This window comes from Formivibrio sp. oc-25 (assembly GCF_055810895.1).
In genome coordinates this window covers 24,089-44,028 of record NZ_JBVVOL010000017.1, presented here as the reverse complement: position 1 = coordinate 44,028, position 19,940 = coordinate 24,089, and the positions used below count along the sequence as shown (strand labels likewise).

20 protein-coding genes are annotated in these 19,940 nt (G+C 58.0%); 12 read left to right on the top strand and 8 right to left on the bottom strand.

Going from position 1 to position 19,940, the window contains the following annotated elements:
- Positions 1-230: 230 nt before the first annotated feature.
- Both AC0KVQ_RS11820 and AC0KVQ_RS11815 read right to left on the bottom strand, forming a co-directional pair.
- The gene (locus AC0KVQ_RS11820) at positions 231-611 is read right to left on the bottom strand and encodes a YbaN family protein (RefSeq protein WP_473421364.1); all 381 of its coding nucleotides are present in this window, start codon (positions 609-611) and stop codon (positions 231-233) included.
- 7 nt (positions 612-618) lie between these two features.
- Positions 619-1,506 (bottom strand): NAD(+)--dinitrogen-reductase ADP-D-ribosyltransferase, encoded by an 888-nt coding sequence (locus AC0KVQ_RS11815; RefSeq protein ID WP_473421363.1) that lies wholly within the window; start codon positions 1,504-1,506, stop codon positions 619-621.
- A gap of 141 nt (positions 1,507-1,647) precedes the next feature.
- Here AC0KVQ_RS11815 and nifH point away from each other — a divergent pair, with 141 nt between their 5' ends.
- The 10 genes from nifH to btsR all read left to right on the top strand — a co-directional run bounded on the left by nifH (position 1,648) and on the right by btsR (position 12,427).
- A complete protein-coding gene (gene nifH / locus AC0KVQ_RS11810; RefSeq protein ID WP_473421362.1) occupies positions 1,648-2,526 on the top strand; it encodes a nitrogenase iron protein in 879 nt (292 codons plus the stop codon).
- Positions 2,527-2,668: 142 nt separating this feature from the next.
- A complete protein-coding gene (nifD, locus tag AC0KVQ_RS11805; protein WP_473421361.1) occupies positions 2,669-4,117 on the top strand; it encodes a nitrogenase molybdenum-iron protein alpha chain in 1,449 nt (482 codons plus the stop codon).
- Between the two features lie 162 nt (positions 4,118-4,279).
- Positions 4,280-5,845 (top strand): nitrogenase molybdenum-iron protein subunit beta, encoded by a 1,566-nt coding sequence (gene nifK, locus AC0KVQ_RS11800; RefSeq protein ID WP_473421360.1) that lies wholly within the window; start codon positions 4,280-4,282, stop codon positions 5,843-5,845.
- Positions 5,846-5,926: 81 nt separating this feature from the next.
- Positions 5,927-6,151, top strand: a complete 225-nt coding sequence (gene nifT, locus AC0KVQ_RS11795) for a putative nitrogen fixation protein NifT (RefSeq protein WP_473421359.1) — start codon at positions 5,927-5,929, stop codon at positions 6,149-6,151.
- A gap of 89 nt (positions 6,152-6,240) precedes the next feature.
- Positions 6,241-6,432, top strand: a complete 192-nt coding sequence (locus AC0KVQ_RS11790) for a 4Fe-4S dicluster domain-containing protein (protein WP_473421358.1) — start codon at positions 6,241-6,243, stop codon at positions 6,430-6,432.
- Positions 6,433-6,600: 168 nt separating this feature from the next.
- Entirely contained in the window at positions 6,601-7,314 is a 714-nt protein-coding gene (locus AC0KVQ_RS11785) for a dinitrogenase iron-molybdenum cofactor biosynthesis protein (RefSeq protein WP_473421357.1), read from the top strand.
- Positions 7,311-7,583: a hypothetical protein gene (locus AC0KVQ_RS11780; protein ID WP_473421356.1), complete on the top strand. Its 273-nt coding sequence runs from the start codon at positions 7,311-7,313 to the stop codon at positions 7,581-7,583. Before AC0KVQ_RS11785 ends, AC0KVQ_RS11780 begins: the two co-directional genes overlap by 4 nt.
- Positions 7,584-7,938: 355 nt before the next feature.
- Entirely contained in the window at positions 7,939-9,738 is a 1,800-nt protein-coding gene (locus AC0KVQ_RS11775) for a carbon starvation CstA family protein (protein ID WP_473421355.1), read from the top strand.
- A 281-nt stretch (positions 9,739-10,019) separates the two neighbouring features.
- Positions 10,020-11,714, top strand: a complete 1,695-nt coding sequence (locus tag AC0KVQ_RS11770) for a LytS/YhcK type 5TM receptor domain-containing protein (protein WP_473421354.1) — start codon at positions 10,020-10,022, stop codon at positions 11,712-11,714.
- Positions 11,708-12,427 carry a two-component system response regulator BtsR gene (btsR, locus tag AC0KVQ_RS11765; protein WP_473421353.1) on the top strand — a complete coding sequence of 240 codons (720 nt, stop codon included), beginning with the start codon at positions 11,708-11,710 and terminating at the stop codon, positions 12,425-12,427. Before AC0KVQ_RS11770 ends, btsR begins: the two co-directional genes overlap by 7 nt.
- Here btsR and AC0KVQ_RS11760 read toward each other — a convergent pair.
- The 4 genes from AC0KVQ_RS11760 to AC0KVQ_RS11745 all read right to left on the bottom strand — a co-directional run bounded on the left by AC0KVQ_RS11760 (position 12,424) and on the right by AC0KVQ_RS11745 (position 14,777).
- Positions 12,424-12,726 carry a hypothetical protein gene (locus AC0KVQ_RS11760; protein WP_473421352.1) on the bottom strand — a complete coding sequence of 101 codons (303 nt, stop codon included), beginning with the start codon at positions 12,724-12,726 and terminating at the stop codon, positions 12,424-12,426. The genes btsR and AC0KVQ_RS11760 overlap by 4 nt on opposite strands.
- Positions 12,680-13,021, bottom strand: coding sequence for a nucleotidyltransferase domain-containing protein (locus AC0KVQ_RS11755; RefSeq protein WP_473421351.1), 342 nt, complete (start codon positions 13,019-13,021; stop codon positions 12,680-12,682). Before AC0KVQ_RS11755 ends, AC0KVQ_RS11760 begins: the two co-directional genes overlap by 47 nt.
- Positions 13,002-13,277 carry a winged helix-turn-helix domain-containing protein gene (locus AC0KVQ_RS11750; protein WP_473421350.1) on the bottom strand — a complete coding sequence of 92 codons (276 nt, stop codon included), beginning with the start codon at positions 13,275-13,277 and terminating at the stop codon, positions 13,002-13,004. Before AC0KVQ_RS11750 ends, AC0KVQ_RS11755 begins: the two co-directional genes overlap by 20 nt.
- A gap of 297 nt (positions 13,278-13,574) precedes the next feature.
- The gene (locus AC0KVQ_RS11745; protein WP_473421349.1) at positions 13,575-14,777 is read right to left on the bottom strand and encodes an ammonium transporter; all 1,203 of its coding nucleotides are present in this window, start codon (positions 14,775-14,777) and stop codon (positions 13,575-13,577) included.
- A 434-nt stretch (positions 14,778-15,211) separates the two neighbouring features.
- Here AC0KVQ_RS11745 and AC0KVQ_RS11740 point away from each other — a divergent pair, with 434 nt between their 5' ends.
- Positions 15,212-15,901: a bifunctional 4-hydroxy-2-oxoglutarate aldolase/2-dehydro-3-deoxy-phosphogluconate aldolase gene (locus AC0KVQ_RS11740; RefSeq protein ID WP_473421348.1), complete on the top strand. Its 690-nt coding sequence runs from the start codon at positions 15,212-15,214 to the stop codon at positions 15,899-15,901.
- 88 nt (positions 15,902-15,989) lie between these two features.
- Positions 15,990-17,090, top strand: coding sequence for a sugar kinase (locus AC0KVQ_RS11735; RefSeq protein WP_473421346.1), 1,101 nt, complete (start codon positions 15,990-15,992; stop codon positions 17,088-17,090).
- 61 nt (positions 17,091-17,151) lie between these two features.
- On the opposite strand, the gene AC0KVQ_RS11730 is transcribed toward AC0KVQ_RS11735, so the two are convergent.
- Both AC0KVQ_RS11730 and AC0KVQ_RS11725 read right to left on the bottom strand, forming a co-directional pair.
- Positions 17,152-18,015 (bottom strand): SDR family NAD(P)-dependent oxidoreductase, encoded by an 864-nt coding sequence (locus tag AC0KVQ_RS11730; protein ID WP_473421345.1) that lies wholly within the window; start codon positions 18,013-18,015, stop codon positions 17,152-17,154.
- A 2-nt stretch (positions 18,016-18,017) separates the two neighbouring features.
- Positions 18,018-19,865: a peptidase U32 family protein gene (locus AC0KVQ_RS11725; RefSeq protein ID WP_473421344.1), complete on the bottom strand. Its 1,848-nt coding sequence runs from the start codon at positions 19,863-19,865 to the stop codon at positions 18,018-18,020.
- Between the last annotated feature and the right edge of the window lie 75 nt (positions 19,866-19,940).

The window sequence follows — 19,940 nt, the reverse complement described above, 5'->3', positions numbered from 1 at the left end:
GATGATACCCCGCATTGACATCTAACGTCTTTTGAAATCCCGCGAACGGCTCAGATTTTCAGAACCTGCTCACGATCTGTGGCGAGAAGCTGTCAGCGGGGCGAAGCGCAGCGCAAAAACCGGAATGTACAGGGAGTACATGAGGACGCCCCGCAGGAAGCACCTTTTGGGTGTTTTGAGCAGCACATGAGCCCCGATCACGGCTTCGCAGTAAGATCGTGCACAGGTTCTCAAGCATCCGGGCGCCTCCACATCCAGATTGCCACGCCAAGCATCACGGCTGGCACGGCAAGCTTCAACCACCATGCCAGGCTGGAGAACAGCAGAATCACGGCACTGGCCAGCATCATCAGCGAGGACAACCACTTGGCCCGGCGCGGGATTGCGCCACGCTCGCGCCAGCGCGCAATTGGTGGACCGAAATGCGTGTGCGCCAACAGCCAGGCTTCCAGCTGCGGCCAGCCGTGTCCGGCAGCCCAGGCCGCCAGCAGCAGGAACGGTACGGTCGGCAGACCCGGGACGGCAATACCGACCAGCCCCAGCGCCACACTCGCCAGCGCCAGGCAACGCCAGAACAGCAAAACAAGCACCCGCCGCATCAGTTTATGCATCTGGCAATCACTTGGCCTTCACGCCATACACCCCACCGATCACCAGCCACTCGCCCTCTCCCTGCAACTTGCCCGGCAGCACGTCGGCGCAGCAGATCACTTTGGAAAACGGCACTTCGGTGGCAAAAACGGTATCGCCGAATTCGCCGGCCCGATCCGCATCGGCACTGAATGAATTCACGTTGTTGAGCAGTACCAGCGTCTGGCCATCCTTGTGCCCCAGCTTTTCATGTGCCTGCCAGCGATTCACGCCACGGTACAGGTGGAAATGTGTTTTGTCGGGAAAGCGACAAGCCAGTTCGAACTGGGTGAAGGTGTAGACCAGATCGAGCTGGGCTTCGAGTGCATTGGTGTTGTAGAGGCCAGCCACACGCTGCGCCAGGTAGTGCTGGTAGGCCTCGTCGGCAAGATCGCGAATGGGCGCGCCGTGATAGCGCGGCATCAGGCCAAAGCGCGATTCCACCCAGGCTTTCAGCACCGCTCCTTCCACCTGATCCGAATTGAAGTGCCAGCCACGGATCAGTTTCAGATAGTTGAGCTTGCCGCGGTTTTTCTTGATGGAGTCGGTCAAGCCGGCATCTTCCAGCGAATCCAGACGGAAGCTTTCCGTCATGTACTGATGAAACATGCGGCAGCGATCGGCCGGATCGTCCCAATGCGAAAGGATGGAAAAAAACTCGCGATGCAGCTCGGCCACGCCGTCGATTTCCAGGCGCGAGGGGTGCTGCTGAAAAGTAAAGCTGCCCAGGATCACCGCCGGCAGGTTGCAACGATTGATCGGCAGACGGGCGCTGGCAGGCAAGGTCGGGTTGTCGGGGTTGTGTGCTTTGTCGCTGACCCGACAGCGATCAGGGTCATTGTCGGATGCGACACTGCCACACTTTGCCTTCTCCATGAATATTCTCTTTTATTTTCAATATCTTATTTTCACACAACCAAACTGGCACGCCATTTGCGACTAAGGAGGCGTGGCGGGCCGGCAAGCAAATCAGCGCAGCGGCCGTCAACCCGAGTTCAACTGAAAGGAGTTTATATCATGGCCATTCGTCAATGCGCGATTTACGGCAAGGGTGGGATCGGCAAGTCCACCACCACGCAAAACCTGGTAGCTGCCCTGGCTGAGGCAGGCAAGAAAGTAATGATCATCGGCTGCGATCCGAAAGCCGATTCCACCCGCCTGATCCTGCACTCGAAGATGCAGAACACCGTGATGCAACTGGCCGCTGATGCCGGCTCGGTGGAAGACCTGGAGCTGGAAGACGTGCTGCAGGTGGGTTTCGGTGGCGTGAAGTGCGCTGAATCGGGTGGCCCGGAGCCGGGTGTTGGCTGTGCCGGCCGCGGCGTGATTACCGCCATCAACTTCCTTGAAGAAGAAGGCGCCTATGACGAAGACCTCGATTTCGTGTTTTACGACGTGCTGGGTGACGTGGTGTGCGGCGGTTTCGCCATGCCGATCCGCGAAAACAAGGCCCAGGAAATCTACATCGTGGTTTCCGGTGAAATGATGGCCATGTACGCCGCCAACAACATCGCCAAGGGCATCGTGAAATACGCCACGTCCGGTGGTGTGCGTCTGGCCGGCCTGATCTGTAACAGCCGCAAGACCGACCGCGAAGACGAACTGATCGAAGCGCTGGCCGCGCGTCTGGGCACCCAGATGATCCACTTCGTGCCGCGCGACAACGTGGTGCAGCACGCCGAAATCCGCCGCATGACCGTGATCGAATACGACAAGAATGCCAAGCAGGCCGATGAATACCGTGCGCTCGCCCAGAAGGTGATGGCGAACAAGAAGTTCGTGATCCCGACGCCGCTGGAAATGGAAGATCTGGAAGAGCTGCTGATGGAGTTCGGCATCATGGAAGTGGAAGACGAATCCATCGTGGGCAAGGCCAAGGAAGCTGCTACTGCTTGATCGTCATACCGGCGCAGGCCGGTATCCAGTCGACTCGCACCCAGTGCGTTGCTGGACCCCGGTCTTCGCCGGGGTGACGAAAACGACATCAACCCTCAACGCGCCCAGTTCGCAGATTGGCGGCGGCGCTCAGGAGAACACCATGTCCGCGATTTCGCGTGAAGAAACACAGAAACTGATCCAGGAAGTGCTGGAAGTCTACCCGGAGAAAGCCCGGAAAGACCGTGCCAAGCACATCATGGTCAACGACAAGACGCTTGAATCCTCCAAGAAGTGCATTACCTCGAACCGCAAGTCGGTACCGGGCGTGATGACCATGCGTGGCTGTGCCTACGCCGGTTCCAAGGGCGTGGTGTGGGGCCCGATCAAGGACATCATCGATATCTCGCACGGCCCGATTGGCTGCGGCCAGTATGCGCGTGGCGGTCGCCGTAACTATATGAGCGGCACCTCTGGCGTGGATTCGTTCTGCGACATCAACTTCAGCTCCGATTTCCAGGAAAAGGATATCGTTTTCGGCGGCGACAAGAAGCTCGCCAAGCTGGTCGATGAGCTGGAAATGCTGTTCCCGCTGTCCAAGGGCATCTCGGTGCAATCCGAATGCCCGGTAGGCCTGATCGGTGATGACATCGAAGCTGTTTCCAAGAAAAAAGCAGCTGAAATTGGCAAGACCATCGTTCCGGTTCGCTGCGAAGGTTTCCGTGGTGTTTCGCAATCGCTCGGCCACCACATCGCCTGTGATGCCGTACGTGACTGGGTACTGCCGACCCGTGACGGCAAGCGCGCCGAAGCTGGCCCGTACGATGTTGCCATCCTGGGCGACTACAACATCGGCGGTGATGCCTGGGCTTCGCGCATTCTGCTCGAAGAAATGGGTCTGAACGTGGTGGCGCAATGGTCCGGCGACGGCACCCTGGCGGAAATGGAAAACACGCCGGCAGTGAAGCTGAACCTGCTGCACTGCTACCGCTCGATGAACTACATCAGCCGCCACATGGAAGAGAAATACGGCATTCCATGGATGGAATACAACTTCTTCGGCCCGACCAAGATCAAGGAAAGCCTGCGCGAAATCGCCAGCCACTTCGACGACAAGATCAAGGAAGGCGCTGAGCGCGTCATCGCCAAGTACACCCCGGAAATGGAAGCGGTCATTGCCAAGTTCCGTCCGCGCCTGCAAGGCAAGAAAGTGCTGCTGTACGTGGGTGGCCTGCGTCCGCGTCACGTGGTCGGCGCCTATGAAGACCTCGGCATGGAAGTGGTCGGCACCGGTTACGAATTCGCCCACAACGATGACTACGACCGCACCATCAAGGAAATGGGTGATGCCACCCTGATCTACGACGATGCCACCGGCCATGAACTGGAAGATTTCGTCCACGCGCTCAAGCCCGATCTGATCGGTTCCGGCATCAAGGAAAAGTATGTCTTCCACAAGATGGGCTACCCGTTCCGCCAGTTGCACAGCTGGGATTATTCCGGCCCCTACCATGGCTACGACGGCTTCGCGGTCTTCGCCCGTGACATGGACCTGACATTGAATAATCCGATCTGGAGCAAGATGCAGGCCCCCTGGAAAAAGGCGGCCTGACATCCTCTCCCCGAACGGGAGATCGTAGGTTGGGCTGAGCGCGGCGAAGCCCAACTCGGGCACCGGATACGTTGGGCCTCACTGCGTTCCGCACCAACCTACAGAAATTCAAACACTTTGGCCTGAATCCACGGATTGGTGGTTCAGGCAAGGAGAAACAACATGCAAGCCGTCGACCAAATCAAGCCGTGCTTCCCGCTGTTCAATGATGAACAGTACCGCACCATGATCGAAAACAAGCGTGTTTTCGAAGAAGGGCACTCCAAGGACAAGATCAAGGAAACCTTCGAGTGGACCACCACCAAGGAATACCAGGATCTGAACTTCAAGCGCGAGGCGCTGACCATCAACCCGGCCAAGGCCTGCCAGCCGCTCGGCGCTTCGCTGTGCGCGCTCGGTTTCCACAAGACCATGGTCTACATCCACGGCTCGCAGGGTTGCGTGGCTTACTTCCGCACCTACTTCAACCGCCACTTCAAGGAACCGGTTGCTTTCATCGCCGATTCGATGACCGAAGATGCTGCCGTGTTCGGAGGCCAGAAGAACGTGCACGAAGGCCTGCAAAACGCAGCCGCCCTGTATGGCGCAGAAATGATCGCCGTGTGCACCACCTGTATCGCCGAAGTGATCGGTGATGACTTGGGCGCCTTTATCGGTAACGCCAAGAACGAAGGCTACATCGACAAGGATTTCCCGGTTCCGTATGCCAATACCCCGTCGTTCGTCGGTTCACATATCACCGGCTGGGACAACATGCTCGAAGGCATCCTGTCCTACTTCACCGAAAAGACCATGGAAGGCAAGGTCGTCGGCAGCAACGGCAAGATCAATATCGTGCCGGGCTTCGAGACCTACCTCGGCAACTTCCGCGTGATCAAGCGCTACCTGCAGGAAATGGGCGTGGATTACACCATGCTCTCCGATCCTTCCGAAGTGCTCGACACTCCGGCCGATGGCACCTTCAGCATGTACGCGGGCGGCACCACCATGGACGAAGTGAAGGATGCGCCAAACGCCAAGACCACGTTCCTGCTGCAGCCGACCACGCTGGAAAAGAGCAAGAAGTACATCACCACCACCTGGAATCACGAAGTTCCGGCGACCAACATCCCGATGGGCCTGGACTGGACCGATGAATTCCTGATGAAGGTGTCCGAAGTCACCGGCAAGCCGATTCCGGAAAGCATCACGCTGGAACGCGGCCGCGTGGTCGACATGATCACCGATTCGCACGCCTGGCTGCATGGCAAGAAGATGGCCATCTACGGCGATCCGGATTTCCTGCTTGGCCTGACCAAGGTGCTGCTGGAACTGGGCATCGAGCCGACCCACATCGTTTGCAACAACAGCAACAAGCGCTGGGAAAAGCAGATGACCAAGCTGCTCGAAGCCTCGCCCTACGGCACGCACGCCAAACTGTATCCGGGTTGCGACCTCTGGCACTTGCGTAGCCTGTGCTTCACCGACAAGCCTGATTTCATCATCGGCAGCAGCTACGGCAAGTACATCCAGCGCGATACGCTGGCCAAGGGTCCGGAATTCGAAGTGCCACTGATCCGTCTGGGCTTCCCGATCTTCGATCGCCACCACCTGCACCGCATGACCACGCTGGGCTACGAAGGGATGATGTACATCGTCACCACGCTGACCAACGCCGTGCTGGAAAAGCTGGATGCGGATACGAAGTATCTGGGTGTAACCGACTACGGCTACGACCTGGTACGTTAACTACGGAGAGTGGGGAGCAGGGAGTGGGGAGTGGTTGCCCTCTACTCCCTACTCCCAACTCACCACTCCCTGGAGTAAATCATGGCCAACATCATGATTCGCAAGGGCTCGGACGGTGGACTGGTGTTCTATCTGCCCAAACGCGATATCGAAGATTCGATCTCCTCGATCGAATTCGATACCCCGGACAAATGGGGGGGCGAGCTCAAGCTGGCCAACGGCGGCGCCTACTACATCGATCCCATCCCTGCACCGGAACGCCTGCCGATTTCGTTGCGGGCCAAGCGGCTGGATGGCGTGGAATAACCCGGGGAGTAGGGAGTGGGGAATGGTCAGCAGGAATCCCCCAACCACTCCCTACTCACCACTCCCTACTCGCTTTGAAAGGAACAATCATGGCAATGAAGATCAATGCGGATGAATGCACCGCCTGCGGCGATTGCGCAGCGGAATGCCCGACCAGCGCCATCATGAACAAGGGCGCTTATTTCAAGATCAACCCGGATACCTGCACCGAGTGCGATGGGGTTTCCGATTTTCCGAAGTGTGCCGACGTGTGTGCCGCCAACTGCATCGCCCCGGCTTGAATGAACTCGGTAATCGGCCATTAGCCCGTAGGTCGGAATTCATTCCGACATCCCTGCCTGCATGGGTGTCGGGTTAAAACCCGACCTACCGCCCGATGCATGTGGTTTGGCAAACCAGATTCTCGAATCTCGCCCCTGAACACGCTTTACCCCTTCTGGAGAACACCCATGAGCCAGCACGTCGCAGCAGGACAAGTCAAGGAAGTGGCCGCACGCATCGGTCTGGCCGCACGCAGCCTGGGAGGGTGTGACCTGGCCCGGCTGATCGAAGGTTTGCTGACCGAGATGGGCAGCCCGCTCACCACGGACAAGCTCAATCGCGTCACCGTTGCCACCCTGGTCAAGATTTTCGAGCACGACCGCGATGCCCCGAGCCGCGATGAAATGAAACAGGCCGTGCGCTATCTGGGCGGCGAAGGCGCTGAAGCAGCCGATCTGCCGGCAGTTGTGCCCTATGCCGAGGGCGACCTGCCCAATTCCGTGCGCCTGGCCGTTGCCTCCAATACTGCGGAAAATCTGGATGGCCACTTTGGTTCGTGCAAACGTTTCCTGGTTTACCAAGTTGGTCAGCAGGATGTGCGGCTGATCGATATCCGCGATCCGGCCGACTGCCAGGAGGCCGAAGACCCGAATGCGGCACGCGCCGGCATGCTTGATGATTGCCAGTTGCTGTATGTGCAATCAATCGGCGGTCCGGCGGCGGCCAAGGTGATTCGCGCCGGCATTCACCCGGTGAAGTTCCCCAATGGTGGCGCGGTGGCTGCGGCTATCGAACAGCTGCAGCAAACCCTCAAGGCACCGCCGCCCTGGCTGGCACGGGTCATGGGCATCCGCTCACAAGCGCTGGAACGCTTCATGCAGCATGAGGATGAAGCCGCATGATCACGCCCGAATTCCTGCAAACCGTATGCACCACGCTGGCAGGGGGCAATGTGCACCGCCCCGAAGTTGAACAAGCCTTGCGCGAGGCATTTCCCGGCATCCTGTTCCGCATCTGCGACGACAACGACATTCCCTCGCGCATCAAGCCTCTGGCCAGTGGCGATGGATTTCTGCTGTATGGCATCAATACGGAAAGCCACTGTGCCGCGTTGACCTCCAGCCCGGAAATGGCCTCCGGGCTGGCCATTGCCCTGACCGACGAAGCGTGAAGCGCATAAGCCAGACCGAGAATATGCCCTGCGACTGCCAGGAGAAAACCAGCGCCGAAACAGACACCATGTCAGTTTCAAGCGCATCGATTGTGACGGCGATGCCAGGCGTCTGATCGGCATCGATATCGAAACCGGCCAGCACCGTGTGCTGATCGATGGCAAATGCGCGATGGGCCATCCCCCCCATCGCCCGTGCGGCTTCAGATACGGTTATTCCTCCCTCGCAGCGACAACCACTCACACCCGGCATCGACCACTCATAACGCCGTGCGACCACTCGCCGAGAAAGGTGCAAATTGCCAGCCTGCCGTTTGATAGCGTGACGTCCGTTATCAATCAAAGGAGCGTTATCGTGCAGCATGCCATCACCTTCGTGATCGCCACGCTTTGCATCCTTGCCATCTGTTACCGCCTCTATGGCGTGTTCTTTGTGCGCAAGGTACTGCGGGCGGACGATACCCATGTCACCCCGTCCCACACCCTGCAGGACGGCAAGAACTATGTGCCGACCAAGAAATGGGTCAATTTCGGCCAGCATTTCGCGGCCATTGCCGCTGCCGGCCCACTGGTCGGCCCGGTACTCGCCGCGCAGTTCGGTTATCTGCCAGGGTTTCTCTGGTTGCTGATCGGTTGTGTGATCGGCGGTGCGGTGCATGATACCGTGGTGCTGTTTGCTTCGATGAAGCACAGCGGTAAATCGCTCTCCGAAGTCGCCAAGGCCGAGCTCGGCCCGGTGGCCGGCTGGTGCACCGGCCTGGCGATGCTGTTCATCATCACCATCACCATGGCCGGCCTGTCGATGGTGGTGGTGCATGCGCTGGAGCGCAATCCCTGGGGCGCGTTCGCCGTATTCATGACCATCCCGATCGCCATGGCGCTTGGCCTGTATGAGCGCCTGGGCGGCAACATGAAGTACGCCACGTATGTGGGCATCGCCGCGATCATGGCCTGCGTGATTGCCGGCCCGTACATCCAGCACACCATGCTGGGCGACTGGCTCACGTTGCATGCTGAAACCGTCAGCCTGATCCTGCCGGTCTATGCCTTCTTCGCTTCGGCGCTGCCGGTATGGATGCTGCTGACCCCGCGCGGTTATCTCTCCAGCTTCATGAAAATCGGCGTGTTCGGCGCGCTGGTCATTGGCGTGGTGTTCATCAACCCGGCGATCCAGTTCCCGGCCGTGACTCAGTTCATCCATGGCGGCGGCCCGGTACTGGGCGGCCCGGTCTGGCCATTCATCTCGATCACGATTGCCTGCGGTGCGATTTCCGGCTTCCACGCTTTCATCGGTTCCGGCACCACACCCAAGCTGGTCGACAAGTGGAGCGATATCCTGCCGGTGGCCTTCGGCGCGATGCTGGCCGAATGTCTGGTTGCCGTCATGGCACTGATCGCCGCGACCGCCCTGCATCCGGCAGATTATTTCGCCATCAATTCCTCGCAAGCTGCATTCCAGGCCCTGGGCATGACCGTGGTCGACCTGCCGCATCTGTCGCAGGAAATCGGCATCGACCTCTACGGCCGCACCGGCGGCGCCGTGACGCTGGCCGTGGGCATGTCCTACATCTTTACCAAGATCAGCTGGTTCAGCAGCCTGGCTTCCTACTTCTTCCAGTTCGTGGTGATGTTTGAAGCCGTGTTCATCCTGACCGCCATCGATTCCGGTACCCGCGTGTCGCGTTACCTGATCCAGGATTTCGCCGGTGATCTCTACCCGAAACTCAAGCAGTTGGACTGGGCCCCGGGCGCCATCGGTGCCAGCCTGGTAGCCTGCCTGCTGTGGGGTTACCTGCTCAATTCGGGTGACATCAACTCGGTATGGACGCTGTTCGGTGTATCCAATCAGCTGATGGCCTCGGTCGGCCTGATCATCGGCGCCACCATCATCCTGCGTGTGGGGCAGAAACGCCGCTACGTGTGGACCTGCCTGTTCCCGCTCGCCTACCTGTATGTGACAGTGAACTACGCCGGTTACTGGATGATCAGCCATGTGTATCTGAACCCGGCCGTCAAGGGCTACAGCGTGTTCAATGCCGCCCTGTCGATCATCATGCTGGTGCTGGGTTTTGCAATTCTGGTGTCGGCCCTGAAGAAATGGAAAGAGCTGCTGGGCTTGCGCACCACCACCCGTCTGGTGCCGGAAGCTGCCTGACCCTGCTCTCCCAACCTCCGTTGCCGCCAGGCTTTACCGCCTGGCGGTTTTTTTGCTGAACCGCTCACGCCGCACCGGCAACCATTCCCGAGCGCATACCGACCGCTGCCAACAAACATACTGCGACAAGGCATTGTTTTTGTTAGCTTTAGCCGGACCAAACCGTAAACGACCATCCGCCACCGACAGGCAGGGCCAATACCGCAGGTGGTGAAATATTTCCGGCAAGGCCGCTCGCTTATTTCTGATTTAATCGCCGCATCCATACATTGTCATTGCCCATGAGCGATCAACTCAATCTGATTTTCTTGCTGCTGCAACAGATGTGCTTCTATCTGGTCATCACCTACCTGTTGAGCAAGACCCCGCTGTTCATTCCACTGATGCAGGTCACCATCCGACTGCCGCACAAGCTGCTGTGCTACGGAATCTTCTCCGTGTTCTGCATCATGGGTACTTATTACAGCCTGCCGGTGGACGATTCCTACGCCAACACCCGTGCCATCGGCGCAGTGCTGGGGGGATTGCTGGGCGGGCCTTCGGTCGGGTTCGCCGTAGGGCTGACTGGCGGACTGCATCGTTACTCGATGGGTGGCATAACGGCTTTTGCCTGCATGGTCTCGACGATTGCCGAAGGGGTAATCGGCGGGCTGGCGCATCGGCATTTGCTCAAGCGCGGACGCATGACCGACATCTTTCATCCGGGCATTGCCGGGCTGGTGGCCTTGCTCGCCGAAATTGCCCAGATGAGCATCCTGCTGCTCATGGTGCGCCCCTTCCCTGCCGCCATGCGTCTGGTGACGGATATTGCCCTGCCCATGACCGTGACCAATATGCTCGGCGCGGCCATGTTCATGCGCCTGCTGCTGGATCGCCGCGCCACGCAGGAAAAATATTCGATTGCCTTCTCGGCCAAGGCATTTCGCATTGCGACACGGGCCGAAGGCGCATTGCGTGAAGGATTGAACCAGGAAAACAGCATGAAGGTGGCCCGTATCATCCACGAGGAAACCGGTGTCGGCGCCGTAGCCATTACCGACCTGGAAAAACTGCTGGCATTCACCGGTATCGGTGCCGACCATCACCTGCCGGGCACGCCCATCACCTCGCACCACACCTACCAGGCCATCAGCAACAACGAAGTGGTCTATGCCGATGGCAATGAAACGGCCTATCGCTGCTCGATCCAGCCCCATTGCCGGCTGGGCTCGTCTCTGGTGATTCCCCTGCGCGGGGAGAACGAGCAGGTGATCGGTACGATCAAGCTCTACGAGCCCAAGTCAAAGATTTTTTCATCCATCAACCGCACGCTGGGCGAAGGTATTGCCCGCCTGCTTTCCAACCAGATTCTGGCAGGCAAGTACGAACAGCAAAAACGCTTGCTGGCACAGTCCGAAATCAAGCTGCTGCATGCCCAGGTCAATCCCCACTTCCTGTTCAATGCGCTCAACACCCTGTCGGCCGTCATCCGCCACGATCCGGAGCGTGCGCGCGAACTGGTGCAGTACCTCTCGACCTTTTTCCGCAAGAATCTCAAGCGCCCCTGCGACGAAGTGTCGTTGCAGGATGAGCTTGAACATGTCCATGCCTATCTGCAGATCGAGCTGACCCGTTTTTCCGGTCGCCTGCAGGTGGATATTGATGTCCCCGAATCGCTGCAGGATATCCAGTTGCCGGCATTTTCCCTGCAGCCGATCGTGGAAAATGCGATCAAACACGGCACATCGCATCTGTTCGGCATTGGCAGTGTGCGCATCGGCGCGCGCGAACATGCTTCAGGCATCGATATATGGGTCGAAGACAATGCCGGACGTTATCAGCCTGGGAACGGTGGCGATGGCCTGGGTATGGGGCTCGTCGATCGTCGGCTCAAGGGGCGTTTTGGGGATGGGTACGGGGTGGCGGTGGAGCATGCAGCGCAGCAATTCACCCGAGTGATTCTGCGATTACCCAGAGAGAGGGTTGCCGTATGCTGAAAGCCATTCTGGTCGATGACGAACTGTTTGCCCGCATTGAATTGCGGTCACTGCTGGCGCAAGTCGAAGATATCGAGATTGTCGGCGAATGCGCCAATGCCATCGAAGCCCTAGCCGCCATTCAGCATCTGCGGCCCGACGTGGTGTTCCTCGACATCCAGATGCCCCAGATCAGCGGCCTGGAAATGCTCGCCATGCTGGATCGTGAACGCACGCCGCATATTGTTTTTCTGACCGCGTATGACGAATATGCGGTGCGTGCTTTCGAAGAAAATGCCTTCGACTACCTGCTCAAGCCACTTACCTTTTCGCGCCTGACCAAGACACTGGCACGCCTGCGCAAGGAACTCGGCACCCAGAATCTGCAAGCGCTGGAATACGTCGCCCCGCTGCGCCACGTTCCCTGCTCCAGCCTCAACCGCATTTTTCTGCTGCGCCCGGATGAAATTGAGTACGCCCTATCCCGGCTCAGCGGGGTGTATGTTGTCTCCAGTGATGGGGAAGACCGTTTTACCGAGCTGACGTTACGCACGATCGAAGACCGCACGCCACTGATTCGCTGCCACCGGCAGTATCTGGTCAATCTCGACCATATCAATGAAATCCGCCTGGTCGAAAATGGCCTGGCGGAAATTGTCACCCGCTGCGGACACAAAGTCCCGGTCAGTCGCCGCTATCTACGCGAACTCAAGGCACAATTTGGCCTGAATTAACCAGCCGGCCATGTCGCCACTGCAAGAAACCCAGCAAGGGCTTGAGCGAGATGGCCGCCTAGATTCTTATTGCACCAGAAATTCCGGGTGGCGGTGCGGTAACCATTAGCCCAGAGAGCGATCATCGCGCACTGCATGATGGCTTTGTAGGCCGCATCGAAACGGTTTTCGGAACTCAGCGCAGCGATCCCCGCATCGGCCAGATTACGTTCGGCTGCCGCCAATAGTTTCTGGATGCCTGCGGGGCCGGCCTCAAAGCGATGCAGCTTGTGAATCGCCAATAAGTTTTCCAAGGTCATCTTCTGCCCCTGTTATGAACAGCTTGGGTTTGGCCAGCATTTCTCGAATAAATGGATCACCTGCCCGGAAACGCTGGGCAAGTTCTGCTGGGGTATAAATGACCGGATTGATCTCGCGTTGCAAGGTTGTTTGTGCTGGGTAAAGCGCCTTCACAACCTCAGCAAAACCCAACTCGCCAATCAGCAACAAATCAACATCGCTGCCGGCCGATTCTTCGCCACGCGCTACGGATCCAAATATCAGGGCGAATTGCGGTTTGAGAGGTAGCAACGCATCAGCCAGCCCCCCCGACAATACCGGTAGTCTTGCGAAATAGTCCGGCCAGTTCAGTAAACACAGGGCAGTCTCGATTTGCCTGATAACGAACCTGATTGCCCTGCTCCTTGCGTAGCAGGAGCCCTATCCCCGCGAGCTTGGTGAGTTCCTTGTGCAGCGTCCCGGCAGTCGTGCCCGTAATCCTGGCCAATTCCCGGACATGGTAGTCATGTTCAGGATTGAGCAGCAACAAGCTCAGAACCCTCTGGCGATAAACACCAAATAGGATATCCATCAACACATGAAGCTCCTTTAGCTTCAATCGAAGCCTTTATTGCTACAACATAGCAAGACGTCTGTTGAGCCAAGCGCATCGCAATTATCTTCAAGTCGAACCAAGGCATGCATGAAGGCTTGCTGATATGTATTGCGGTACTTCCCACGTTATCGAAACCGTACGGTATCCGTGGCTGACGATAGAGAAAAGGCCCACAGGATTTCCCGTGGGCCTTTGTTATTCTGGTGCAGTTTCAAAAAAGCCCGACAGACTTTGATTCAGCCCGACAGACTTTATTTCTAGTTATCACACCGGTTACCAGTTGGTCTCACGCTCCGGCGTGGCGGTGATCTTGTGGATAGACAAGTCGGCACCGTTAAATTCCTCTTCGTCATCCAGGCGGATGCCGATGGTCTTCTTGAGCAGGCCGTACACGATCAGGCCACCCGAGAATGCAATGGCAATGCCCATCAAGGTGCCAACGAGCTGGGCTGAGAAGGTAACGCCTCCCAGCCCGCCGAGTGCTGGCAAGCCGAAGATGCCGGCGGCAATGCCGCCCCATGCGCCGCACAGGCCATGCAACGGCCAGACACCCAGCACATCGTCGATCTTCCACTTGTTTTGCGTGATGGTGAACAGCCACACAAACAGCGCGCCAGCCACACAGCCGACTACCAATGCGCCAATCGGGTGCATGATATCCGAGCCAGCACAGACCGCGACTAGACCAGCCAGCGGGCCATTGTGGATAAAGCCGGGGTCGTTCTTGCCCAGTTTCATCGCGACCAGCGTGCCGCCAGCCATGGCCATCAGCGAGTTCATGGCAACCAGACCCGAGATACCTTCCAGCTTTTGCGCACTCATCACGTTAAAGCCAAACCAGCCCACGATCAGAATCCAGGCACCCAGTGCGAGAAAAGGAATGGATGATGGCGGATGGGCGGATACCTGGCCCTGCTTGTTATAGCGACCACGTCGTGCACCCAGCAACAGTACGGCAGCCAGACCAATCCAGCCGCCCACAGCATGCACCACTACCGAACCGGCGAAATCGTGGAAGTTGGCGCCAAGTTCCGCTTTGAACCACTCTTGTACGCCGAAGTTGTTATTCCAGATCATGCCCTCGAAAAAGGGATAGACCAGACCGACCAGCAGGAAGGTCGCCGCAGATTGCGGATGAAATTTGGCACGTTCTGCAATACCGCCAGACACGATGGCCGGGATGGCCGCGGCAAAGGTCAGCAGGAAAAAGAACTTGACCAGATCGTAGCCACTTTTCTGGGCAAGCTCCGTGGCGGGTCCAAAAAAGTGCACACCGTAGGCGATGCCATAGCCGATGAAAAAGTAGGCAATGGCGGATACGGCAAAATCAGTCAGGATCTTGACCAGGGCATTGACCTGATTTTTCTTGCGCACGGTGCCCAGCTCAAGGAAGGCAAAGCCGGCGTGCATCGCCAGAATCATGATGGCGCCAAGCAATATGAAGAGCGTATCGTTGGCGAGTTTGAGTTGCTCCACAGGGGTCTCCGTTACTTTGAGGTATGTTGGTGCATGAAAACAGTGACGCACCGAAAGCAAGCGTCGTGCCCGATTTAAATAATCACATGATTACAAACATTTTTATTCAACAAGACTTGCCTGACCGATCCGATTTTGTGCTCTACCGCCTTGTTTTTGCCCCTGCACGTGATCCGTATCGGTGCGTACAATTCCACCATGAACCATTAAGGTGCCTTCCTCCCAAAATGTAGTCATGTAGTTTTTGTTGTTTTACTACATGCCTTGGCTTGATGCACATCAACAGCATGCGCAAACCTGCATGGTTCAATGCAGCCCGACTTACGGCTGTGCATATGCCTTGATTTGCACCAGCTTGTTGCGCGAAAATATGTAGTTGGAATTTCAATTTCGTACTCGTGCGTGTTGTTTTATTACTTTCAGGAGACTTTGCAATGGCAGCAAAAGACCGTATGGCCGTTCTGGCCGCGATGATGGAACAGTCGATCATTCCGGTGTTTTATGATCCGGATGTCGAAGTGTGCAAGAACGTGATCCAGGCCTGTGCCAACGGTGGCGCCAAGTGCATTGAATTCACCAACCGCGGCGATTACGCTGCCTACACCTTCCTCGAAGTGACCCGTTACTTCGACAAGGCTGATCCTTCCGTGATCATGGGTGTGGGTTCCATCGTTGATGCCCCGACTGCTGGCATCTATATCGCCAATGGCGCCAAGTTCATTGTTGGCCCGTTGCTGAATGCCGAAGTGGGCAAGGTTTGTAACCGTCGCGGTATTCCGTACAGCCCGGGCTGCGGTTCCGCCACCGAAATCGGTGATGCACAGGAACTCGGTTGCGAGATCGTCAAGGTATTCCCGGGTTCTTCCGTAGGCGGCCCGGACTTCGTCAAGGCTGTAATGGGCCCGATGCCGTGGACCCGCATTATGCCCACCGGCGGTGTTGAGCCGACCGAAGAATCCCTGCGCAAGTGGTTTGGCGCTGGCATCGTTGCTTGCGGTATCGGCTCCAACCTGATCACCAAGGAACTCCTGAAAGCCAAGGATTACGCCGGTATCGAGAAGAAGGTTCGCGAAACCATCGAACTGGTGAACAAGATCAAGGCTGAACTGGCCGCCAAGAAGTAATAGAATACACGTCGTACCGGGCCGTTCCGGCAGTTTTGCCGGTGCGGCCCTTCGTTCATTGTTTCCATCGATAAAGGGAAATCTGAAAATGGCTGAATTGAAGATCAAATCCGCTGCTGAAACCAAATGGGACTGCGTATCCTTCGGTGAAGTGATGTTGCGTTTCGACCCGGGCTTTGGCCGCGTGCGTAACTCCCGTCAATTCCAGGTTTGGGAAGGCGGCGGCGAGTACAACGTGGCTCGCGCCATGCGCAAGTGCTGGGGCAAGCGTGCTGCAGTGGTAACCGCCCTGCCGAAGAACGATCTGGGCTGGCTGGTTGAAGACTTCATCATGCAAGGCGGCGTGGACATGTCCCACGTGATCTGGCGCGATTTCGACGGCCTGGGCCGCAACACCCGCGTTGGTCTGAACTTCACCGAAAAGGGCTTTGGTCCGCGTCCGGCTCTGGGCTGCTCTGACCGTGGCCACTCCGCTGCTTCGCAAATCCGTCCGGGTGAAGTGAACTGGGAAAAGCTGTTCGGTGAAGAAGGCGTTCGCTGGTTCCAGACCGGCGGCATCTTTGCTGCCCTGGCATCCAACACCGCGGAAGCCGTTCTGGAAGCCGTTGAAGTGGCCCAGAAGTACGGCACTGTTGTTGCCTATGACCTGAACTACCGCGCATCGCTCTGGAAGAGCCAAGGTGGCAAGGAAGGCGCACAGAAGATCAACCGCGAAATCGCCAAGTACTGCGACGTGATGATCGGCAACGAAGAAGACTTCACCGCCTGCCTGGGCTTCGAAGTTGAAGGCGCCGACGAGCACCTGACCAACATCGAAACCGAAGGCTTCAAGAAGATGATCGAGACTGCTGTCAAGGCATTCCCGAACTTCAAGGTTGCTGCCACCACCCTGCGCAACGCCAAGACCGCTTCGGTCAACGACTGGTCCGCTCTGGTTTGGTACGACGGCCAGATCTATGAATCCATGAAGCGCGACAACCTGGAAATCTACGACCGCGTTGGCGGTGGTGACGGTTTCGCTTCCGGCCTGGCCTATGGCTTCCTGGAAGGCAAGGGTCCGCAACTGGCCGTTGAATACGGCGCAGCACACGGCGCACTGGCCATGTCCACCCCGGGCGACACCTCCATGGTGCGCGTGGAAGAAGTGGAAGCAGCCATGAAGGGCAAGGGCGCTCGCGTTATTCGCTAAGCGTTTCTGGCTTCAACAAAAAACCCGGCAATTGCCGGGTTTTTTGTTGCCTGAATCCTGATTATTGCTGTTTGCGTCCATAGGCATGGCCGGGCTCATCGCCCGAACCCTTCAGGCAGGCTTGATCGAACCAGCGGGTGGGCAGGAAACGGCGCAGGTACCAGAAAACTTTGGAGGGTTTGGTTTGCTGGTAGCGCGCGGCGGGTCGCCGCGCCTGCAGGATGCGCCAGACATCATCCAGCACCGCATCGGGTGGCAAGGTAAACGGATTAGCCACACCCGGCTTGGCCAGCCGCGTGGCCATGGCCACATACGCTGCCTGATGAAAGCTCGCTTCAGGTTTTACCCAGCGGACGAACTGCGCCTGCGCGGCGGCACGGAACCTGCTCTTGATCGGGCCGGGTTCCACCAGCGACACGAAGATATTCGATCCGTACAACTCCTGGCGCAAGGTGTCGGCAAAGCCCTCCAGCGCGTATTTGCTGGCATTGTAGGCACCGCGGTACGGCATGGCGGCAAAGCCGAGGATCGAGCTGTTGATGATGATCTTGCCATGCCCCTGCTTTCTCATGGCCGGCAGCAGGGCGTTGATCAATTCGATGGTGCCGAACACATTGGTTTCGAACTGAAAGCGCAAGGCATCGCGCGGCAGATCTTCGATGGCACCCGGCACACCCAACCCGGCATTGCAGAACACCGCGTCCAACTTCCCTCCGGTGCGACGCAGAACGTCTGCCGCACACGCCTGTACGCTGGCAGAGTCGGTCTGCTCCAGAAACAATACTTCCGCGCCGGCGAGGGCCGCTGCATCTTCTTCGCGCCGCACCGTGGCAAACACGCGCCAGCCGCGGGCAACGAGCCCTTGGGCGCAGCAAAGGCCGATGCCGCTGGAGCAGCCGGTGATCAGGATGGTGGGTTGGGTCATGCTTATCCTTTTTTATTGAGACGGCCGGTTACGTGCATCTCGCACCGCTTGCAATCAAATTTCAGCGTGTAACGATCCTGCCCGCGCGTGAGTTGCAGGGGGTCGGGCCGCGTTCCCTTCACCTGCTTGGGGCAAAGGTTGAAGCTGTAACGCAGGCAATGTTTGGTGATCATCAGCGAGACTTCGCCGGTTTCGCGGTTTTGCTCATATGCCGGGGCAATTTGTTTGACGCCGTGTGCGGTATAGAAATCGCGCGCGGCCTGGTTGCTGACATTGCCCAGATAGCTCAGTGTTTCAGCCGGATAGGCAGCGGGTGGCTGCACGGCGGCACAGCGCTGAGGCCGGACATAGGCCGCCGCACGCGCGGCTTCGAGTTTTTCCACCGCATCACGGCGCAAGGCATTGATGGCCGACGCGGGCACGAACCAGGCTTCTGCGAGATTCAGCGTGATATTGCCGGTTCGGTAGATGGTGTTGCCCAGCTTGGCCAGCGCATCACGCATGCCCTGCTGCGCCCGCTCGGCATCGCGCGCGGGTTCCTTGTTAAGACTCAAGGTGGCGGTAGCTGAAACAGCATCCTCATCGACCACGGTCAGCGCGAGGCCATCGGGCGTATCGGCCAGCTGCAGATCGATGCGGATACGGCGCTCGGCCGAATCCTTTTCCAGCTGTTTTTCGAATTCGTGGTCCAGATTGCGGTAGAGCGTCATGCCCACGGCGAGATCGGCTGGCATTTCGTTCGGAAACAGACGCAAGCCCTGCGCGCGGTTGATGCGCAAACCGACCAGCTCGCTCTTCGCGTTAAAGTAGCTGAAACCGTCACCATTGTGGATCTCCGCTTCACTGGCGATCTCGAACCACTGCGGGTTCAGGCGCGTGATCCGGCCGACAGGCTCGCCGGCAAACTTCGGCGTCAGGAACGAGCCGATATCGATCTTGCGCCCTTGCAGAAAGTAATCGGTAGCGCCGCGATTGAAGCTTTTCTCGGGCTGGGGCGTGAAGAAGAATTCGCAGGTTCCAGCCGAAGCGCGCCGGTAGCCGGGCAGATCGGTCAGGATTTCATCGAGCAGGCGCCGGTAATGGGCGGTGACGTTCTTCACGTAGCTCAGATCCTTCAGCCGCCCTTCAATCTTGAACGAACTGATACCGGCATCGATCAGCGCGCGCAGATTGTGGCTCTGGTTCATATCCTTGAGCGAGAGCAGATGCTGATCCTGCGCGATGATGTTACCGCTGGCATCGGCGAGCGCATAAGGCAGGCGGCAGAGCTGTGCGCATTCGCCGCGATTGGCACTGCGCCCGGTCTGGGCGTGGCTGATGTAGCACTGGCCGCTGTAACTCACGCACAGCGCACCGTGGATGAAAAACTCCAGCTTGGCCGTGGTCTCGGCGGCAATTTCGCGAATCTGCTCAAGCGACAATTCGCGTGCCAATACAATCTGCGAGAAACCAGCATCCTGCAGAAAGCGTACTTTCTGCACGGTACGGTTGTCGGTTTGCGTGCTGGCATGCAGCGCAATCGGCGGCAGATCGAGTTGTAGCAAGCCCATATCCTGCACGATCAGCGCATCCGCCCCGGCCTCGTACAGTTGCCAGACCAGCTTGCGCGCCTCTTCGAGCTCGTGGTCATGCAGGATGGTATTGAGCGCCACCAGCACGCGCGCTCGATAGCGATGGGCAAACTCCGCGAGTTCGCCGATATCGGCCACCGTATTGCCAGCCGCCGCGCGCGCACCGAACGCCGGCCCGCCGATATACACCGCATCGGCACCGTGCAAAATGGCCTGCCGGCCGGATTCCAGATTCTTGGCCGGCGCAAGCAGCTCCAGCAGATGGCGTTCAGATTGCATGTTGGTCAGTTCTTCAAAATGCAAAGTGCCGGCATTAGATCCGGCACGGATTTAAGGGTCTAGCTGCATCAGGCC

Excerpts from the sequence above, each read along its gene's own strand:
- AC0KVQ_RS11760 (WP_473421352.1), bottom strand. The coding sequence starts at position 12,726 with ATGACCTTGGAAAACTTATTGGCGATTCACAAGCTGCATCGCTTTGAG.
- AC0KVQ_RS11740 (WP_473421348.1), top strand. The coding sequence starts at position 15,212 with ATGGCAGCAAAAGACCGTATGGCCGTTCTGGCCGCGATGATGGAACAG.
- AC0KVQ_RS11735 (WP_473421346.1), top strand. The coding sequence starts at position 15,990 with ATGGCTGAATTGAAGATCAAATCCGCTGCTGAAACCAAATGGGACTGC.
- nifD (WP_473421361.1), top strand. The coding sequence starts at position 2,669 with ATGTCCGCGATTTCGCGTGAAGAAACACAGAAACTGATCCAGGAAGTG.
- nifK (WP_473421360.1), top strand. The coding sequence starts at position 4,280 with ATGCAAGCCGTCGACCAAATCAAGCCGTGCTTCCCGCTGTTCAATGAT.
- AC0KVQ_RS11785 (WP_473421357.1), top strand. The coding sequence starts at position 6,601 with ATGAGCCAGCACGTCGCAGCAGGACAAGTCAAGGAAGTGGCCGCACGC.
- AC0KVQ_RS11750 (WP_473421350.1), bottom strand. The coding sequence starts at position 13,277 with ATGGATATCCTATTTGGTGTTTATCGCCAGAGGGTTCTGAGCTTGTTG.
- AC0KVQ_RS11725 (WP_473421344.1), bottom strand. The coding sequence starts at position 19,865 with ATGCAATCTGAACGCCATCTGCTGGAGCTGCTTGCGCCGGCCAAGAAT.
- AC0KVQ_RS11730 (WP_473421345.1), bottom strand. The coding sequence starts at position 18,015 with ATGACCCAACCCACCATCCTGATCACCGGCTGCTCCAGCGGCATCGGC.
- AC0KVQ_RS11780 (WP_473421356.1), top strand. The coding sequence starts at position 7,311 with ATGATCACGCCCGAATTCCTGCAAACCGTATGCACCACGCTGGCAGGG.
- nifH (WP_473421362.1), top strand. The coding sequence starts at position 1,648 with ATGGCCATTCGTCAATGCGCGATTTACGGCAAGGGTGGGATCGGCAAG.
- AC0KVQ_RS11815 (WP_473421363.1), bottom strand. The coding sequence starts at position 1,506 with ATGGAGAAGGCAAAGTGTGGCAGTGTCGCATCCGACAATGACCCTGAT.
- AC0KVQ_RS11790 (WP_473421358.1), top strand. The coding sequence starts at position 6,241 with ATGGCAATGAAGATCAATGCGGATGAATGCACCGCCTGCGGCGATTGC.
- AC0KVQ_RS11820 (WP_473421364.1), bottom strand. The coding sequence starts at position 611 with ATGCATAAACTGATGCGGCGGGTGCTTGTTTTGCTGTTCTGGCGTTGC.
- AC0KVQ_RS11770 (WP_473421354.1), top strand. The coding sequence starts at position 10,020 with ATGAGCGATCAACTCAATCTGATTTTCTTGCTGCTGCAACAGATGTGC.
- btsR (WP_473421353.1), top strand. The coding sequence starts at position 11,708 with ATGCTGAAAGCCATTCTGGTCGATGACGAACTGTTTGCCCGCATTGAA.
- nifT (WP_473421359.1), top strand. The coding sequence starts at position 5,927 with ATGGCCAACATCATGATTCGCAAGGGCTCGGACGGTGGACTGGTGTTC.